At 48.8% G+C, this 14,849-nt stretch carries 12 protein-coding genes and 1 pseudogene; 7 read left to right on the plus strand and 6 right to left on the minus strand.

All coding sequences use genetic code 11. The features are described from left to right. Window positions 1-281: 281 nt before the first annotated feature. The 5 genes from AEA42_RS03455 to AEA42_RS03475 form a co-directional block, all read right to left on the minus strand. Complete coding sequence (locus AEA42_RS03455) at window positions 282-1,403, minus strand: ABC transporter permease (protein WP_055646967.1); 1,122 nt, start codon at window positions 1,401-1,403, stop codon at window positions 282-284. Further along, window positions 1,393-2,334, minus strand: a complete 942-nt coding sequence (locus AEA42_RS03460) for an ABC transporter ATP-binding protein (protein ID WP_055646976.1) — start codon at window positions 2,332-2,334, stop codon at window positions 1,393-1,395. The genes AEA42_RS03455 and AEA42_RS03460 overlap by 11 nt, the downstream gene beginning before the upstream one ends. Before the next feature lie 92 nt (window positions 2,335-2,426). After that, window positions 2,427-3,440, minus strand: a complete 1,014-nt coding sequence (locus AEA42_RS03465; protein ID WP_082389601.1) for an HlyD family efflux transporter periplasmic adaptor subunit — start codon at window positions 3,438-3,440, stop codon at window positions 2,427-2,429. Next, complete coding sequence (locus AEA42_RS03470) at window positions 3,440-4,138, minus strand: TetR/AcrR family transcriptional regulator (RefSeq protein WP_055646968.1); 699 nt, start codon at window positions 4,136-4,138, stop codon at window positions 3,440-3,442. Before AEA42_RS03470 ends, AEA42_RS03465 begins: the two co-directional genes overlap by 1 nt. A 175-nt stretch (window positions 4,139-4,313) precedes the next feature. Continuing rightward, entirely contained in the window at window positions 4,314-4,661 is a 348-nt protein-coding gene (locus tag AEA42_RS03475) for a hypothetical protein (RefSeq protein ID WP_055646978.1), read from the minus strand. A gap of 490 nt (window positions 4,662-5,151) precedes the next feature. Between AEA42_RS03475 and AEA42_RS03480 the strand changes: the two genes are divergently transcribed. From AEA42_RS03480 to AEA42_RS03510, 7 genes are all read left to right on the plus strand, one after another. Continuing rightward, window positions 5,152-6,009, plus strand: a complete 858-nt coding sequence (locus AEA42_RS03480; RefSeq protein WP_037431013.1) for a hypothetical protein — start codon at window positions 5,152-5,154, stop codon at window positions 6,007-6,009. Window positions 6,010-6,019: 10 nt separating this feature from the next. After that, on the plus strand, window positions 6,020-7,348 hold the full coding sequence (locus AEA42_RS03485; protein WP_055646969.1) for a DUF4785 domain-containing protein: 1,329 nt from the start codon (window positions 6,020-6,022) through the stop codon (window positions 7,346-7,348). Window positions 7,349-7,721: 373 nt separating this feature from the next. Next, window positions 7,722-10,973, plus strand: a complete 3,252-nt coding sequence (locus AEA42_RS03490; RefSeq protein ID WP_055646970.1) for a winged helix-turn-helix domain-containing protein — start codon at window positions 7,722-7,724, stop codon at window positions 10,971-10,973. Between the two features lie 19 nt (window positions 10,974-10,992). Continuing rightward, the gene (locus AEA42_RS03495; protein WP_055646971.1) at window positions 10,993-11,370 is read left to right on the plus strand and encodes a DP-EP family protein; all 378 of its coding nucleotides are present in this window, start codon (window positions 10,993-10,995) and stop codon (window positions 11,368-11,370) included. A gap of 102 nt (window positions 11,371-11,472) precedes the next feature. Beyond that, window positions 11,473-12,522 (plus strand): transposase, encoded by a 1,050-nt coding sequence (locus AEA42_RS03500; protein WP_055646972.1) that lies wholly within the window; start codon window positions 11,473-11,475, stop codon window positions 12,520-12,522. A gap of 266 nt (window positions 12,523-12,788) precedes the next feature. Next, a complete protein-coding gene (locus AEA42_RS03505; protein ID WP_055646973.1) occupies window positions 12,789-13,808 on the plus strand; it encodes a diguanylate cyclase in 1,020 nt (339 codons plus the stop codon). Window positions 13,809-13,869: 61 nt separating this feature from the next. Beyond that, complete coding sequence (locus tag AEA42_RS03510) at window positions 13,870-14,424, plus strand: LamG-like jellyroll fold domain-containing protein (protein ID WP_055646974.1); 555 nt, start codon at window positions 13,870-13,872, stop codon at window positions 14,422-14,424. Here the strand turns inward: AEA42_RS03510 and AEA42_RS03515 are convergent. Then, a pseudogene (locus tag AEA42_RS03515) lies at window positions 14,421-14,729 on the minus strand (IS1634 family transposase); the annotation flags it as partial. The gene AEA42_RS03510 and the pseudogene AEA42_RS03515 sit on opposite strands and share 4 nt — an antisense overlap. Window positions 14,730-14,849: the final 120 nt, after the last annotated feature.

Raw genomic sequence — 14,849 nt, forward strand, 5'->3', positions numbered from 1 at the left:
ATTCCTTTTGTGTATGATGCAACGTTGATACGCATCGCGCTGCTCAGCCGAATAGGCCTTCACATTCACTGAGCTGATAACCTCAGGTATCGATTTACACAAATCGGTCTGCATAAATCGCGCGAAGGGACACACTAAGCCATCACATAAAAGGAACATTTTGTTAGCAGCAGTGTAAGCGAGTTCTAAAGTAACTAACATCCATTTCAACTACTTAGTCCAAATCTTTACGCATAATTTGCGTTAAATCAAAACTCGCGCCTAAAGCGTGAGTCAGCCCCTTAATCCAAACGTTTAGAAAAGCGCAGGCTTGCCACCAGCAGCCCCAAACAGGTAAAACCAATCATCCACAAGGCATCAAATTGCAAGTCACTCACCTCGGCATCCCGAAGCACAATCGCGCGGGACATGCGCATAAAGTGAGTCGCGGGTAACGCCTCGGCAATCCACTGCGCCGCTACGGGCATGGCCTCGTAGGGGAAAATAAAACCCGACAACAAAATCGATGGCAGCAGGATAAATACCGTCATTTGCATCGACTGTAACTGGGTTTTCGCTATGGTCGAAATCACTAGGCCTAAGGTCAAACTGGCGCAGATAAACAACATGACCGCCAACGCAATCGAGTCCAAACCGCCGCGAATCGGCACGGCAAACAGCAAATGCCCAGCGCTAAGAATAATCGCCAATTGCACAAAGCCGACTAACACATAAGGCGTGATTTTTCCTAGCATTAGCTCAAGCGGCCTCACAGGTGTGGTGATTAAAAACTCCATATTGCCCTGTTCTCGCTCGCGCACAATCGCGGCCGAGGTAAACATCACCATGGTCATAGTCAAAATCACCCCCAAGAGACCAGGGACGATATTCACCACAGAACGTTGCTCAGGGTTAAAGTATTGCACCACCTCAAAACTGGGGGGATTGGATTTGACCGCCCTGCCCGCAATTTCATCCAGCGGCATTTGCCTTAAACTGCGAATGGTGGAGGCGACCACAGTATCCGAGCCATCCACCAACCATTGACCGACAGGCTCGGCAAAATAGGTCTGCCCTGCAAACGCCGGATGCCGCACTAAACGCTCGTCGAGATCGGCGCCTAAATACAACACAGCTTTTACTTCGCCCCGAGTGATAGCTGCATCCGCTTCGGCGGCGCTCAAATAGCGATGTTTAAAATCAACTACTTGAGTCGCTTCTACCGCCTTGACCAAGGCGCGGCTATAGGCGGAGTCGCTTAAATTCACTAAACCTGCGGGCAAATGGCGCGCATCGGTATTGATAGCATAACCAAACAACATCAACTGCACTAAGGGGATCATCACTATCATGCCGAAGGTCATGCGATCCCGCGATAACTGCCTGAGTTCTTTGACCACCACGGCCCAAATTCTACGTAGCATCTTGAGCCTCCACTGTCGTGGCCTGAATGCCGTTTGGCGGCGTTAGCTGGGCACGTCCGCCCGTACAAGTCACAAACACATCCTCAAGGCTTGGGCGCACCTCGGTCAGTGCCCGCCCAGCAACCCTTGGGCTTAACCAAGCCAGCGGATCTGCAATCGAACTTTGCACTAATACCCGTAAACGACTGCCAATCTGCGCCGCCGATAACACGTTGGCATCGCTGATAAGCGACTGTTTAAGCTTACGTAAATCTTCCCCCGATACTTCAATCACCCGCGCGCCCATGGCGGCCATTAATTGTTGCGGCGAGCCGTCGGCGCGTTTTATCCCGCGCTCTAAAATCGCCAGACCATGGCAACGCTCGGCCTCATCCATATAGTGGGTCGAGACTAAAATCGTGGTGCCTTGGGCGCAGAGATCGAACAGCCGTTCCCAAAACTCGCGGCGATTTTCAGGGTCGACCGCCGATGTCGGCTCATCGAGAAATAACAGCTCGGGGTGATGCAAGGTCGCGGCGGCCAAGGCTAAACGCTGCTTTTGCCCACCACTCATGGAACCCGCCATTTGCTTCTCGCGCCCCGCCAAATCGTAAAGGCTTAATAGCTCGGCCAAACGCGCCTTGGTTTGGCGGCGATTTAGCCCATAAATTTGCGCCACAAACTCGAGGTTTTCCCGCACCGACAGGTTGTCGTAGAGGGAGAATTTTTGCGTCATATAGCCAATGCGGCGGCGCAGTTTTTCCTCGGCGCCGGGCAAGGTTTCCCCCAGTACCCGAATATCCCCCGAGGTTGGGCTAAGCAACCCAGTCAACATCCGAATAGAGGTGGATTTGCCGCAGCCATTGGGGCCTAAAAATCCATAAATCGTGCCCTTAGGGATCGCCAAATCGAGATCTTCGACCGCATTGATGCCGCCAAAGGCACGGGTCATACCACGGGTTTCGATAGCAAATTCAGAAACCGTGCTTGATGTTTCTGCCGCTGATGTCCCAGCGACTGATAGCACTGAAGCCTGTTGAGCGCTCATGGCAGTTGTACCTCAAGAGCCATTCCCGTGGGTAAATCCTCTCCCTCAGGTGCAATATCGATATCGGTGAGATACATCAGTCTCGCCCTATCGCGTTCATTTAAGGCATAAAAAGGGGTGTAAGCCGGTTGACTGCGAATATTACGCACTGTGCCAGCAATAGGTTGCGCGCGGCCATCGACAAGGATCTTCACTTGGCTACCCGCCTTGACCCTATCGAGCCAAGTCGCTGGCAGATACACCCGCACATAGGGATGCTCAATTGCCAATAAACCAATGAGTTGACTGCCTGCGGCCACCCTGTCGCCCACCCGCCAAGGTAAGGTATCCACTACTGCGGGTCTTGCCGCCACTAGGCTTAAATCCTTGAGGGCTTTTTGCTCCTGCGCCACGCCAGCCATGGCCGCCTCGACTGCGGCTCTGGCCTGTTCGAGTTGCTCGCTACGGGTGCCGTTTTGCAGCAGTCTTAGGCTCTGCTCGGCTTCGGCTTGCTTGGCAAGGCTGGTATCACGCGCCGCGCGCGCCGCATCTAAGTCCGCTTGGCTAAGCACCTTAGTCTTAAATAACCGCTGCGTGCGCTCAAAATTCTGCTGCGCCTCTTTCACGCTGGCATTGGCACCATCGAGGGCGGCGCGGGCTTTATCTATATCTTCCGAGCGAGCCCCCGTCACGGCTTCTTCCAACTTGGCCTGCGCTTGCTTAAGCTCGGCTTGACGTTGACCTAAGCGCGCCTTAGCGGCAGTGCTATCCAGCTCGAGTAACACGTCCCCCGCCTGCACTTGCTGGCCTTCGACCACATTAATCCGATTAATCAGCTCCCCCACGGGTGCGGTGAGGGTTAACCTGTCGCGCTCGACTGTGCCCAGCACGCGGGGGGATTCATCACCGCAAGCCGTCAATTGCAGCAACAATGCCGCGCCCAAAAGATTCGCCAACATCTTGCCCCATCTTTGAGGGGAAAGTCGCCGCGCCATAACCGACATCACTGTTAACCTATTGGTTAAAATCATCATTCACTCCTAGGTTCACGTAATACACCCTGGGTAAACACCTGCATATTGTGCAATGCTAAGCGTTGTAAATCCGCAGCATTGGCACTAAACAGGCCAAACTGACGCATTAAAACCGGGGGCGCGATCAGCGGAAACACCATCAAACTGATAAAACTCAGGCGCACTAAATTGGGGTCGAGCCCTTCTTTGAGTAATCCCGCATTCACTAATGCCGACTCGACCCATTGGCGCGAGAGGGACAGAATTTGCTCAAACACCGACAACATAATTCGATAGGCCTCGGTGCCATCGCCTTCCTGCAACACACGAACTATTAATCGGGGTAATCCGGGATTAGGTGCCATCACCCGATAATAGGTTTGCATCAGTTCACCTATATCATTGGGTGCTTGAGCGCTGGAAATTTCACGCAAACGCCCAATCACAGGCTCGAGGGTTTCCCGTACCATCTGCTCGAATAAGCCAGCTTTAGAGCCAAAATAATAGCGGATAAGCGCCGCATCCACTTCGGCTTCACGGGCAATTTCACGGGTAGAAACAGTGGGATAACTGCGTTCACTAAAGAGCGTCACCGCGGCGGCGATCAGCCGTTGACGCGCATCAGAGTTGCCTTTCGGGCGACCCGCAGTCATGGACTGCCCAGGTTGGGCGGCAAAGGGAACCACACCTCTTGGTCGACGGGGAATAAGCGACATAAGCCACTCCAGCAGAATTCATCTACTGATGAATATACTGAAAAGCTGCTGGAAAAGGCAGCAGTTAAATTCCTCATTTTGATTAAAATTGAGGAATTTAACCTAAAAGGCTTAAGCCTAAGATATCAGACGGTTAAAACCAATTTTAAGGCTGATATTTAGCTTTAATGAAATCCTAAGTCCCTTTAACGATGGCGCTTAAACGCTCAATAAATTGCTGCACCGACTCAATGGAATCAAAACTAAAGGCCAATCCATAGTGGGTTTCAGTCAGACTTTTATGTAAACGTTTGGGAAATCGCGTCATTTCCGCGCTGTGGTAATAGTCATATTTAGCATGCACGCCTGCTAAGGTGGTAAATTCACCCGAAAATATCTCAAACGCGGGGCGAATAATCAGTTGCGGCGTTTTGCCATCCATATGCAGGTAAAAGGCTTCCTTAGTACCTGGCAACATATATTCGGTAATGCTCTTCACCGAAAAATTGCTACGGCAATTGAGTTCGGTTAAACAGCGGCTCATTTCCTGTTGTGTGATGGCCAAAGGTGCCTCCCAATAAGTGTGAAAACGCTATAGAACCAATAACGATCCAAAACGTTACAGTAAAAATAATTTTTGAGCCATCCCAGCCAATTCAAACGGCTAAATACGCTATACGTTTTATTAGCGTTTACTGATCAAGCAATTAGCTGTCGGTTAGGTCATATTAAAACAAAGTCAAAAGATTGTCGCTATGTCATTAAATTGTATAGCGAATTTTTGCTTGCCAGCCCCAAATGTTGCGACTAGGTTAATAAGCCAGAGTAAGAGTCTACCCTGTCCACCATAGCAAGGTCACTCAGCTTGTGAACTTTTACTCCCAGTGGTTTTACTGCGCAGCATTCCTTAAAACCAGCCTAAGATTGCCTTGCACCAGAGTGCAGCGATGTCAATCGACACAGACACCTGATTAATGTTCACGATTGCAATGCACTGTAAGGCCGCGCTCAATCACTAGAGATGAGAAACACCCATGAAGATAAAAAACACCTTAATGCTCTTGGGTCTGTTAGCTGTCAGTCCCGCGGTTTTTGCCGCAACAGGTATCGCCTTTGTTCACGGAACCGGAAAACAAACCAATGCGTTAGCCGACTATTGGACTTCGGAATTTGTTAACTCAGTGCGCCAAGGGATACCCGTCCCCAATAATTACACTGTCATCAACTGTGACTTCGACCAATATATGTGGGAAGAAGCCGCCGCGGGTTGCCTCGCCACTCAGCTCAATAGCTTTATTCAAGCGAAGAATATTGATGATTTAATCCTGCTCACCCACTCTAATGGCGGTAATGTGGTGCGCTGGATTTTATCAAACCCCACCTGGGACAGCCGTTATCCTGCGGTGATCAAAGCCACCTCCAGAGTCATCGCCCTCGCGCCATCGAGTGGCGGCACGCCGCTGGCCGATGCAGTCAATCAAGGCAATGTGTTCGAAACGACTCTAGGTTGGCTCTTAGGCTATGGCAGCAATGCAGTCAAACAGCAGCAAGTCGGCTGGATGGCAAACTACAACAACACTTGGCTCTATGGCACCTCGGGTCGCCCGAGTTTAGGTAAGCCCTTCGAGGTGGTTGTCGGCTCGGATGTGGATTCCGCCATTTGGGACAGCGACAGCTACTGCGCTGGCTATCAATATCAGGTCGCCCTCGAAACCACCCAAAACTGGCTCGATAGCTGCTCCGACGGCTTCTTAAATTGCAGCTCCCAAAAAGCCGCAGGCACAGTCTGGTTCACCGATAAACAAAAGACCCGAGGCCAAGAACCGTTAAGCCATCAGCAGAGTCGCCGTGCCTGCTTTAACTTAGACACGCTGATCCGCAATCATATTTAAGGAGCTCACTATGCCACCTTTTACACTCCGCACCTTAAGCAAAGCGGTCAGCTTGGTCATCTTTGCTAGCCTGCTCGGTGCCTGTCAGGATGATTCACCCACGCCTGAGCCACAAAAAGAAGCCAGCCCAATGTATGCCAAGGGCTTAACCTTAGCCGCGCCGACGCAGAGCGACCTTGTCGATACTAATATCGCCTCGCCAACTCTCGCGCCAATTAATACCAGTACCGATTACGTCAGCTTTATCACTCCGCTCTATGGTGAATACCAAGCCAGTCAACCCGTGCTTGAGCAGGCAAGCCAAAGTGATGAGTATTGGCTAAATGTCACCGGCGCCGAGCTAAATGCTGGCGTGCAGCTCAACTTAAGCCAAGCGGGCAGCTTAGTGCGGATTGCGCCCCGTGGCGATGTCAGCACAGGCGCCTTAATGCATGCCGATGCCGTTGCCCCCGAGCGGGTGCAAATTCAGCGGATAGGCCAAACGCCGCAGGGGAAAAACGCCAGTCCGCAAGCCACGGAATCCTTGGTTAAATCGCTGGTGAGCGCCGACGCCCTAGCAAGCGCAGGCTTAGCCGATGACTCCAGCGCCCTGCAAATGTCTGAAAAAGCCACGGCCGGAGAATATCGCCTACAAGTCAGCCAGCCCTTGGTCGCTAAGGCGAACTATTTGGTCAACGTGAAGGAAAAAGGCTCGCCCTATCAACTAAGCATCAAGGCGCCCAGCGCAATTGCGGCCGATGCCCAAACGGTTGGGGTAAAACTCGCCTTAAGCCAAAGCGATAATCAATTTGCGCCTAAGGCCAAACTCAAACAAGCCGATGGTACAGAGCAAGCGCTGGCCATGGTGAAACAGGGGGATGAATGGCAGGCTTTAGTGCCCGCAGACTTGCCCCTCGCCAGCAGCAATGCGGGGCTGAGTGAAATCGAAGTTACAGTCCAGACTCAAGTCGATGGCCGCCCAGTGCTGCGCACGGTGAAAACCGCCTTTAAGTCCTATGTCAATTCCGCCAGCATCAAACCAGAAGTATTGACCATCTGGGATAAAGGCGTGCCAAATCAAGTCAACTTTGAGCTAACTGTCGCCGAGGCGGGACGCTTTGGTTTGAGTGGCGTGCTCACGGGCACCAATGCCGAGGGCCAAAAGGTCGCGATCATGCGCACCCAAGCGGCGACTTGGTTAACGCCCGAATCCCCCAAACTCAAGCTGATGTTTGACCCCAAACTTATCCAAGCCTCCGGTCTACAACCGCCCTTTGAACTCAACGAGCTAGAGCTGCAAGACCAAGGGCAAATGGCACGGTTAAGTTTTCAGGCCAACGCACTGGTGCTTACGCGCTAACTCAATTTAGCCTAACCTATTTCTCCCTTCCCAACCGCTTTGAGTGCCCACCTTGGGCACTCTTTTTTTACCCGTCATCCGAGTTTGTGCTGCCAAGCCAAGCGTTTACCCAAGCGAAAGTGCAATTATCGCGCAATCCCCCAACCCTGTGACAACACATGGGTATCAGCACAACATGCTGTCACAATTTCAAGATAAAATTTACATTGATTATAAAAGCTTACTTCTTTTAAATAACAAGGAGTCTAGGCATAATGCCAATGTTTTGACGCAAAACCCCATAGCAACATATGCAAATGGAATATAAAAATAACAATGGCTAACGGCACCGCGATTCCTCCGCCTTAGTCGATGCTCAAGCAATGGAAATCCTATGAGTGACAGCACATTTTTTTTTGGTGAATGGCAAGTCAATCCCAGCGCCAACAGCCTACTCCTTGGTAAACAAGTTAAACAACTTGAACCTAAGGCAATGGATGTGTTGTTATTTCTCTGCCAAAACGCCGGTGAAGTGGTCAGCAGTGACGAAATTGTCAGCCATTGCTGGCCTGGGGTCGACACGGGCGACAATCCACTGCATAAGATTATCAACCAGTTACGTCGCGCCTTAGGCGATAGTGCCACCGAATCCCGTTACATTGAGACCATTCGCAAACGTGGTTATCGCACCTTAGCCGAGGTGCGCTTTCCCGTCGGCCACGAGGCCAGCGCCACGCCACAAACTTGGCAAGGTGGTTCGCCGTTTCCAGGCCTGCAAGCCTACAGCGCCAACTATGCCGACGTGTTCTTCGGCCGTAGCGAACAAATTAGCACGTTGCTGAATCGCATTAGCCAGCAAATCCATTTTGGCCGCGCCTTCTGCTTAATTTTAGGCCCCAGTGGTAGCGGTAAATCCTCCTTAATTAATGCCGGCGTATTGCCTAACCTCATGGCCGCCAATGGCTTTAATGGCGTTGGGGTTGTGGCCTATAGCAGCCTCGATTTTGCCGATGTCAGCAAGGGACAACTGCTCACCGATTTGGCTAGCGCCATGCTCGACTGGGAACTAAACGACACCCCAGTATTTGAGGGCATGAGCGCAGATACGCTTGCAGCCAAGCTTGAGCAAGATCCGCAGAGCATTGTCGAGATATGCAAACAAAGCCTTAAAAATCATGCTTATGCGACGCCACGCTTTAGCTTATTTATCGATCGATTAGAGGTGCTATTATCATCGCCGCTGTTTAGCGACGCCGAGCGCAGTGCCTTTATCGAGTTGTTAGAGCGTCTTGCCACTTCCCATGCGGTGTTGATTCTAAGTGCCTGTCGCAACGATTTTTATCCGTTGCTGGTCAATTACCCCAGCCTGATGGCGGGCAAAGCCCGCGGTGCCCATTTCGACTTAGCGCCGCCCACGCGCACCGAGCTGTTGCAAATGATCCGCCTGCCGGCGATTGCCGCCAATTTAACTTGGGACATTGACAGCGACACCGCCATGCCGCTCGATGAAATGCTCTGTAGCGATGCCGCCAGCAATCCAGATGCGCTGCCCATGCTGCAATACACCTTACAGGCGCTGTATTTACAACGCAGTGACGATGACAAACTATTGGTCTCTGTGTATCGCACCTTGGGCGGCATCGAAGGCGCTATCGGTAAAAATGCCGAGCAGGCCATCTCCCATTTAACTGAGGCCGAAAAAGCCAGTCTGCCGCGGATTTTGTCCCTGTTAGTCACCCTGCGTGAGGATGAAAAATCCATCACCAGCCGCACCGCCCGCTGGTCGCAGTTGCAAAGCGCGGCCGAAACCGCCCTAGTGCAAGCCATGGTCGATAGCCGCTTATTTGTGTCCCATCTGCAAAATGGTGAACCCTGTTTTAGCATCGCCCACGAAGCCCTGCTGCGCCGCTGGCCAAGGGCGACGGCGTGGATCAGCGAACATAACGACAGCCTCAGTATTAAGAGCCGACTACAGCATTTATCCCAGCGCTGGCTAAGCGAAGCCAAACACAGCGCCTATTTGCTGGCCGAGGGTAAACCCTTAAAAGAGGCCCAAAGCCTTAGGCAAAATCCCTTATTTGACTTAGACGAGCGGGAAACCGACTTTATTGCCGCCTCCAGCAAACGCGCCACTATGCTGCGCTGGACGAGACGCATCACAGTCGCCCTGCTGTGCGTACTCACCTTAACCTCGGTCATTATGAGTGTTCGCAGTATCGAAGCCGAAAAGCTGGCCCAGCAAAAACGCCTCGCCGCCGAAGATCTACTCGGGTTTATGGTGGGTGACTTCGCCGATAAGATGCGCGGCATCGGCCGGATGGACTTACTCGATGGCATCAGTAATAAGGCATTGGAATATTTCACGGATTTCTCCAGCCAAGACGATGAGAAGTACTTAAGCTTCGATGCCCGCTTCCAACATGGGCAGACCTTAGAGGCCATGGGCGAAGTCGCCTATTCACGCAATAAAATCGATGAAGCCCGCAGCGCCCTACTCGCCGCGCAGGAAAAAATGCTGCCGCTGCTCGAATTGCAGCCAGACAACTTAGCCCTACTAAAAACCTTAGGTGCCAATGCCTTTTGGTTGGGACAGCTTAAATATGATGTGAGTGATTGGGCCGCATCGCGCCCGTTCTTCGAGCAGTACTTAGCCTATAGCCAAACCATGTATGCCCTAGCGCCAGAGGATAAAGATGCGCTGATGGAGCTGTCCTATGCCCATAACTCGCTGGGTTCTGTTTCCATAAACCAACAGGAATTTGCTAACGCGCAGCAAGATTTTGAGGAGTCATTACGATTAAAGCTATTGGCACTGGCCAAAGCCCCCGAAGATAGCCAACTGATTGCCGATGTGGCCGATACTCGTTCTTGGTTAGCCAGCGCAGCTGTATCACAAGGAGATATAAATACGGCTATCCAAATCCATGAGGAAATACAAAAAACCTTGGCAACCAAAAATCTTGAAAAACAACCTTATTTGCTCGATAGGCTCACAGGAAGTTATCAAAACATCGCCACACTTTTAAGTTATCAAGGTCGCCTAACAGAAGCGTTGAATAAAGCCTCTTTGGGACTTGCTACTATTGAGTTTGCATTTAAACAAGACCCTGAAAATGAGCGTTGGAAAAGATTAAAATATTATTCTTATTCACAACTTCTTGAATTAAGCACAAGCAAAAGCCAATATTTGGAAATTGAAAAATCAACTAACATCAATTTTGATGACAAATCTTTATTGGTCAAGTCCTCAACATACAAAGATATCTCTGCAAAAATCTTCTTATCCGAAGCAAAACTCATGCTAAATATTGGGAACTTAAATGAGAGTTTGCGACATGCAAAATTAGCAACCGAATCATATAGAGAATTAGTAAACGATTTTAATCAAGAAATCACCTACATAGCAAACCTTGCTATAAGTGAGTTACTACAAGCTAGCATCTATAAAAAACTTGGCCAATCACCTTACAGCATCGAGTTATGTAAAAAGGTAAAACAACAAATAAAGCCTTTTACTGAAAAAAACAAAGACCCAATATTTATGATTTCCTATGCAAAATCGCTAGATTGTTTAGGGGAACTTGATACACATAAAGAACTTATTCTTTTTTTAGAAAAAAAAGATATTAAAAATATTCGATTCTAACCACAGAAGGAAAATAAACATGACGGCACCACAAGGCTTTGCACAATTTATTAAAGTGAATGTCACCCTAGAAAATGGAGAACCTGTATTTATCTATACCGATGCAAACGGGCAGCAGTGCCCAGGTGATGTGACCATTACTCAAGCGGGTACTGTAACTTACCTGCTCAATGACCAAACCGGTAAAGGGCTAAAATTTGTCGGTGTAGGTTTTGTGACCCCGTTTGATGAAATTGTTGATGCAGTCACCATCAGCAGCGATGGTATGTTAGTGCAACTTGTTGACCTAGATAGAACCCCAGGCACCACTAAATTCCAATTTGTGTTGAGTAATACAACAAATACCTTACTTGTGTTAAGCCCAGATCCGCAAGTTATCAATCATCCTAAAAACTGAGGTCTACAGCCTTAAAAGCGGGGACAGCCATGTCTTTTTGTGCTTTGTCCCCTCTTCTACTAGTCTTTAAATTATCTTCACCTTGTCTGTTTGGAGCGGATAATGACCTCGGCCAGAAGAATGCTTATCGATGCCAATACAACACCCTTCTATCATGTGATTAATCGCTGTGTCAGAAGGGCTTTTCTGTGCGGTGAGGATAAACTCACTGGCCGCAGTTATGAGCATAGACGTGGCTGGATTGTCTATAAAATCAAAGCATTATCCACCATCTTTTGTATCGACATTTGCGCCTATGCAGTGATGAACAACCATTACCATTTAGTGCTTAAAATTGATGTCGAGAAGGCCAAATCGTTAACGCAAAAAGATATTATCAGCCGCTGGTGCCAAATCACTAAAGGCCATGCCATTGCCACTAAGTATATGAATGGTGATGCATTAATCGACGGCGAACGCATGTTACTCGATGCCTTAATTGCCGAGTGGCAAGAGCGATTAAGTAGTATCTCTTGGTTTATGCGATGCTTAAATGAAGAGATCGCCCGTAAAGCCAATCGAGAAGATGAGTGTAAAGGCGCCTTTTGGGAAGGTCGTTTCAAATCCCAAGCGTTACTAGATGAGCAAGCTTTACTGGCGTGTATGATGTACGTAGATTTAAACCCCATTCGAGCAGGGATTGCCGATTCTTTGCAATCCTCTGATTTTACATCGATTCAAGAACGTCTAAATGCACTTTCCCCTAACAGCGTCACACCACTGATAACCCAACCCTCTGTAGATAACACTCAACCATTACCACACAAATCCCTTGCAAAATTTGAGGGTGCAACGAATATCCATCAGCAAACGGGCATCCCCTTTCATTTTGCCGATTATCTTGAGCTTATCGATTGGACTGGCCGCGCCATCCGCCATGATAAAAAAGGCTTTATCGATAACCTACGACCTAAGTTGCTTAATGAGTTAGGGATTGCATCCGATGCCTGGTTACTTTCAGCCAAGGAATTTCGTCGCCAGTACAGTGGTGTAAGCGGTCGATGGGATGCAATGTGTGCATTTAAACACAAGCAAGGTGGCAAATGGTGCCGAGGAAAATCCCATAGCCAAGCACTACATCCCGAGCAAATTAATGGACTTACACTGCGTTAAATTGCCCCAACAACAAATATTCGACTCAGTCTTAATGCTTAAGATTGGGGGCTATTTAGTCCCAATTTTGCGAGATGTAAACAAGCGCCTAGCTAACCATGATCCTAATTGCAGACAAAACGACTCAGAAGGCAAAATTTAAAACATTTAAAATCAAACAATTACACCAGAAGGTAAGCAGAAGGTATCTTTTCTTCCGCCAGAATAAAGTCATCCTCAGAAAAGCGCCTAGCGCAGATGATTAAAGTTCACGGAGAAAGATAACAATGACAAACTCACCGAAACTGGCACGCCAACAACCCGCCTTATCTATTGTCGATGATGCTGCATTGCCCGCAACTCAACCTGCAAAGAGTGCCGAGCTACCGCTGAACTTTTTCGAGCATTCTTCCCTCGAGACAATTGAGCTCTTTATTCAACATTTAACCGAAGCCGTGATCTTAGTGAATGCCAATGGCTTTATCCGTTCGTGCAATCAGCGCAGTGCTGAGCTGCTCGATTGCCCGCAGGCGACTTTAAAGGGCCAAGACTGGCGCAATTTTTTGACTGAACATCATCAAGCGCGCTATGACAATCTCCTGAGCCACGATGTGCAATTAGGCACCAACTGTGGTCAACCCGTGCAGCACCCAGCGCAGGAAACCACGCTGATCTGTGCCTCAGGCAAGGCCAAAGATGTTGAATTATCCATCTCTTTTATTCCCAGCCATGACCCCGTATTTGTGATGGTGATGCACGATTTAACTCAGCATAAGGCGGAAAACCAAAAACTACGTAAGCTCGCCGCGACCGACTCCCTCACCCAACTGGCGAACCGTCGCTATTTTGATGAAATGCTGCAACAACACTGGGAAGAATGCACCGCCAAACTGCGTCCTATCAGCGTAGTCATTATCGATGTGGATTATTTTAAGGTGTTTAATGATCAGTTTGGTCATATCCAAGGTGATGAATGCCTTAGAAAAATTGCCAAAGTGATCGCCACTATTGTGCCTATCGAAATCGGTCTTGCGGCCCGTTACGGCGGCGAAGAGTTTGCGCTGATCCTACCTAATCACAATGCCAAAATGGCGCTGACCATAGCGCAAAAAATTCAGCAAGGGATTAATAATATTCGTTTTACTGACCAAGGGCTCAGGGATTATGTATCGGTAAGTGCCAGCCAAGGGATTGCCAGTGAAGTCAATGGCCAGTTCCGTACCTCACTCGCCATGGTATGCGCCGCCGATACCGCGCTTTACCGCGCCAAGGCCGATGGTCGCGATAGAATTAATACCTCACTGTGATGATATTTGTCTGAAATAAAACCAAAGGTTTATGCATGACATAACCACAAGGATGTCACCCATGAAAACCTCAAAAAATATCTGTTTTAGCTCGAATAACTTAGTTCAAGACCTCGCTCAAGAAACATCAGAAAATACGGCTAAAGTCGTTTTATTAGGCACGAAAACACTCGATATTTTCACTTGGCAAGCTTGGATAAAAAACCAACATGGAGGGCTAGTATTTCAATATTGTTGTGAGTTTAATCATACGGGCTTTATTGTGAAGATAAATGTACTTGGCAATATTGAATCGGTTGTTAATAGTCGATTATTATCGATTGAGATGACTTCGATGTCAGGTGGCTTAAATGATGATTATTGGCATTTGTTATCCATCAGCTACCAATATCATAAGCTAAAATGTTATATCGATGGCGATGAAATCGAAGTTCAACAGCAAATTATCCCTTTAACAGATAACCATGTATTAAAGGCTATGTCCAATAACGCATTATCTTTTGAAGGAGAAATGACTAACATCAGTTTAATTGAACACGACTTAACAGACTATCAAATCCTAAATTATTATCTGCAACCTGATAGTCAGTCATCCGACTTTCCGCACCTGATTTAGGAATAAATTTGCCGATACCGTTCGCCTAACACGTCGAGAATGATCTGCTGGTCCACTGTGAGTCCTGTGACTTGAGGTGGCGCCTCTCCCAACTGGTACTCGTGCACCCCGCCAAAGCGTAAAAAAATCCACCGCGCAGTCGGTTTTTGCGTGGGTTTCTTTTTCATGTCCGCCACACTCCGGTTCTGCTCTACTAAGCCCTGCCGGATCCGGTGCTCCAGCGCCGCATAAATCATCAGGCTACAGGTCATCACCATCAGCAACGCTTCGATACGTTCCGGTTTTTTAAGATATAACGCTGAAGAATCCCCTGATGATTTACAAATAAATCATCAAATTAGGGTGGAAGCGCATCTTGTTGCATGATCAAATGGTTTCGCTAAAAACTACACTTGGACAACAAGATGCGCGAAGCCAATATCCTA

Origin of the sequence: Shewanella sp. Sh95 (genome assembly GCF_001308045.1) — a bacterium.
Lineage (GTDB): Bacteria > Pseudomonadota > Gammaproteobacteria > Enterobacterales > Shewanellaceae > Shewanella > Shewanella xiamenensis.

Coding starts and splice junctions, on each gene's coding strand:
- AEA42_RS03455 (WP_055646967.1), bottom strand. CDS start 1,403: ATGCTACGTAGAATTTGGGCCGTGGTGGTCAAAGAACTCAGGCAGTTA.
- AEA42_RS03460 (WP_055646976.1), bottom strand. CDS start 2,334: ATGACCCGTGCCTTTGGCGGCATCAATGCGGTCGAAGATCTCGATTTG.
- AEA42_RS03465 (WP_082389601.1), bottom strand. CDS start 3,440: ATGATTTTAACCAATAGGTTAACAGTGATGTCGGTTATGGCGCGGCGA.
- AEA42_RS03470 (WP_055646968.1), bottom strand. CDS start 4,138: ATGTCGCTTATTCCCCGTCGACCAAGAGGTGTGGTTCCCTTTGCCGCC.
- AEA42_RS03475 (WP_055646978.1), bottom strand. CDS start 4,661: ATGAGCCGCTGTTTAACCGAACTCAATTGCCGTAGCAATTTTTCGGTG.
- AEA42_RS03480 (WP_037431013.1), top strand. CDS start 5,152: ATGAAGATAAAAAACACCTTAATGCTCTTGGGTCTGTTAGCTGTCAGT.
- AEA42_RS03485 (WP_055646969.1), top strand. CDS start 6,020: ATGCCACCTTTTACACTCCGCACCTTAAGCAAAGCGGTCAGCTTGGTC.
- AEA42_RS03490 (WP_055646970.1), top strand. CDS start 7,722: ATGAGTGACAGCACATTTTTTTTTGGTGAATGGCAAGTCAATCCCAGC.
- AEA42_RS03495 (WP_055646971.1), top strand. CDS start 10,993: ATGACGGCACCACAAGGCTTTGCACAATTTATTAAAGTGAATGTCACC.
- AEA42_RS03500 (WP_055646972.1), top strand. CDS start 11,473: ATGACCTCGGCCAGAAGAATGCTTATCGATGCCAATACAACACCCTTC.
- AEA42_RS03505 (WP_055646973.1), top strand. CDS start 12,789: ATGACAAACTCACCGAAACTGGCACGCCAACAACCCGCCTTATCTATT.
- AEA42_RS03510 (WP_055646974.1), top strand. CDS start 13,870: ATGAAAACCTCAAAAAATATCTGTTTTAGCTCGAATAACTTAGTTCAA.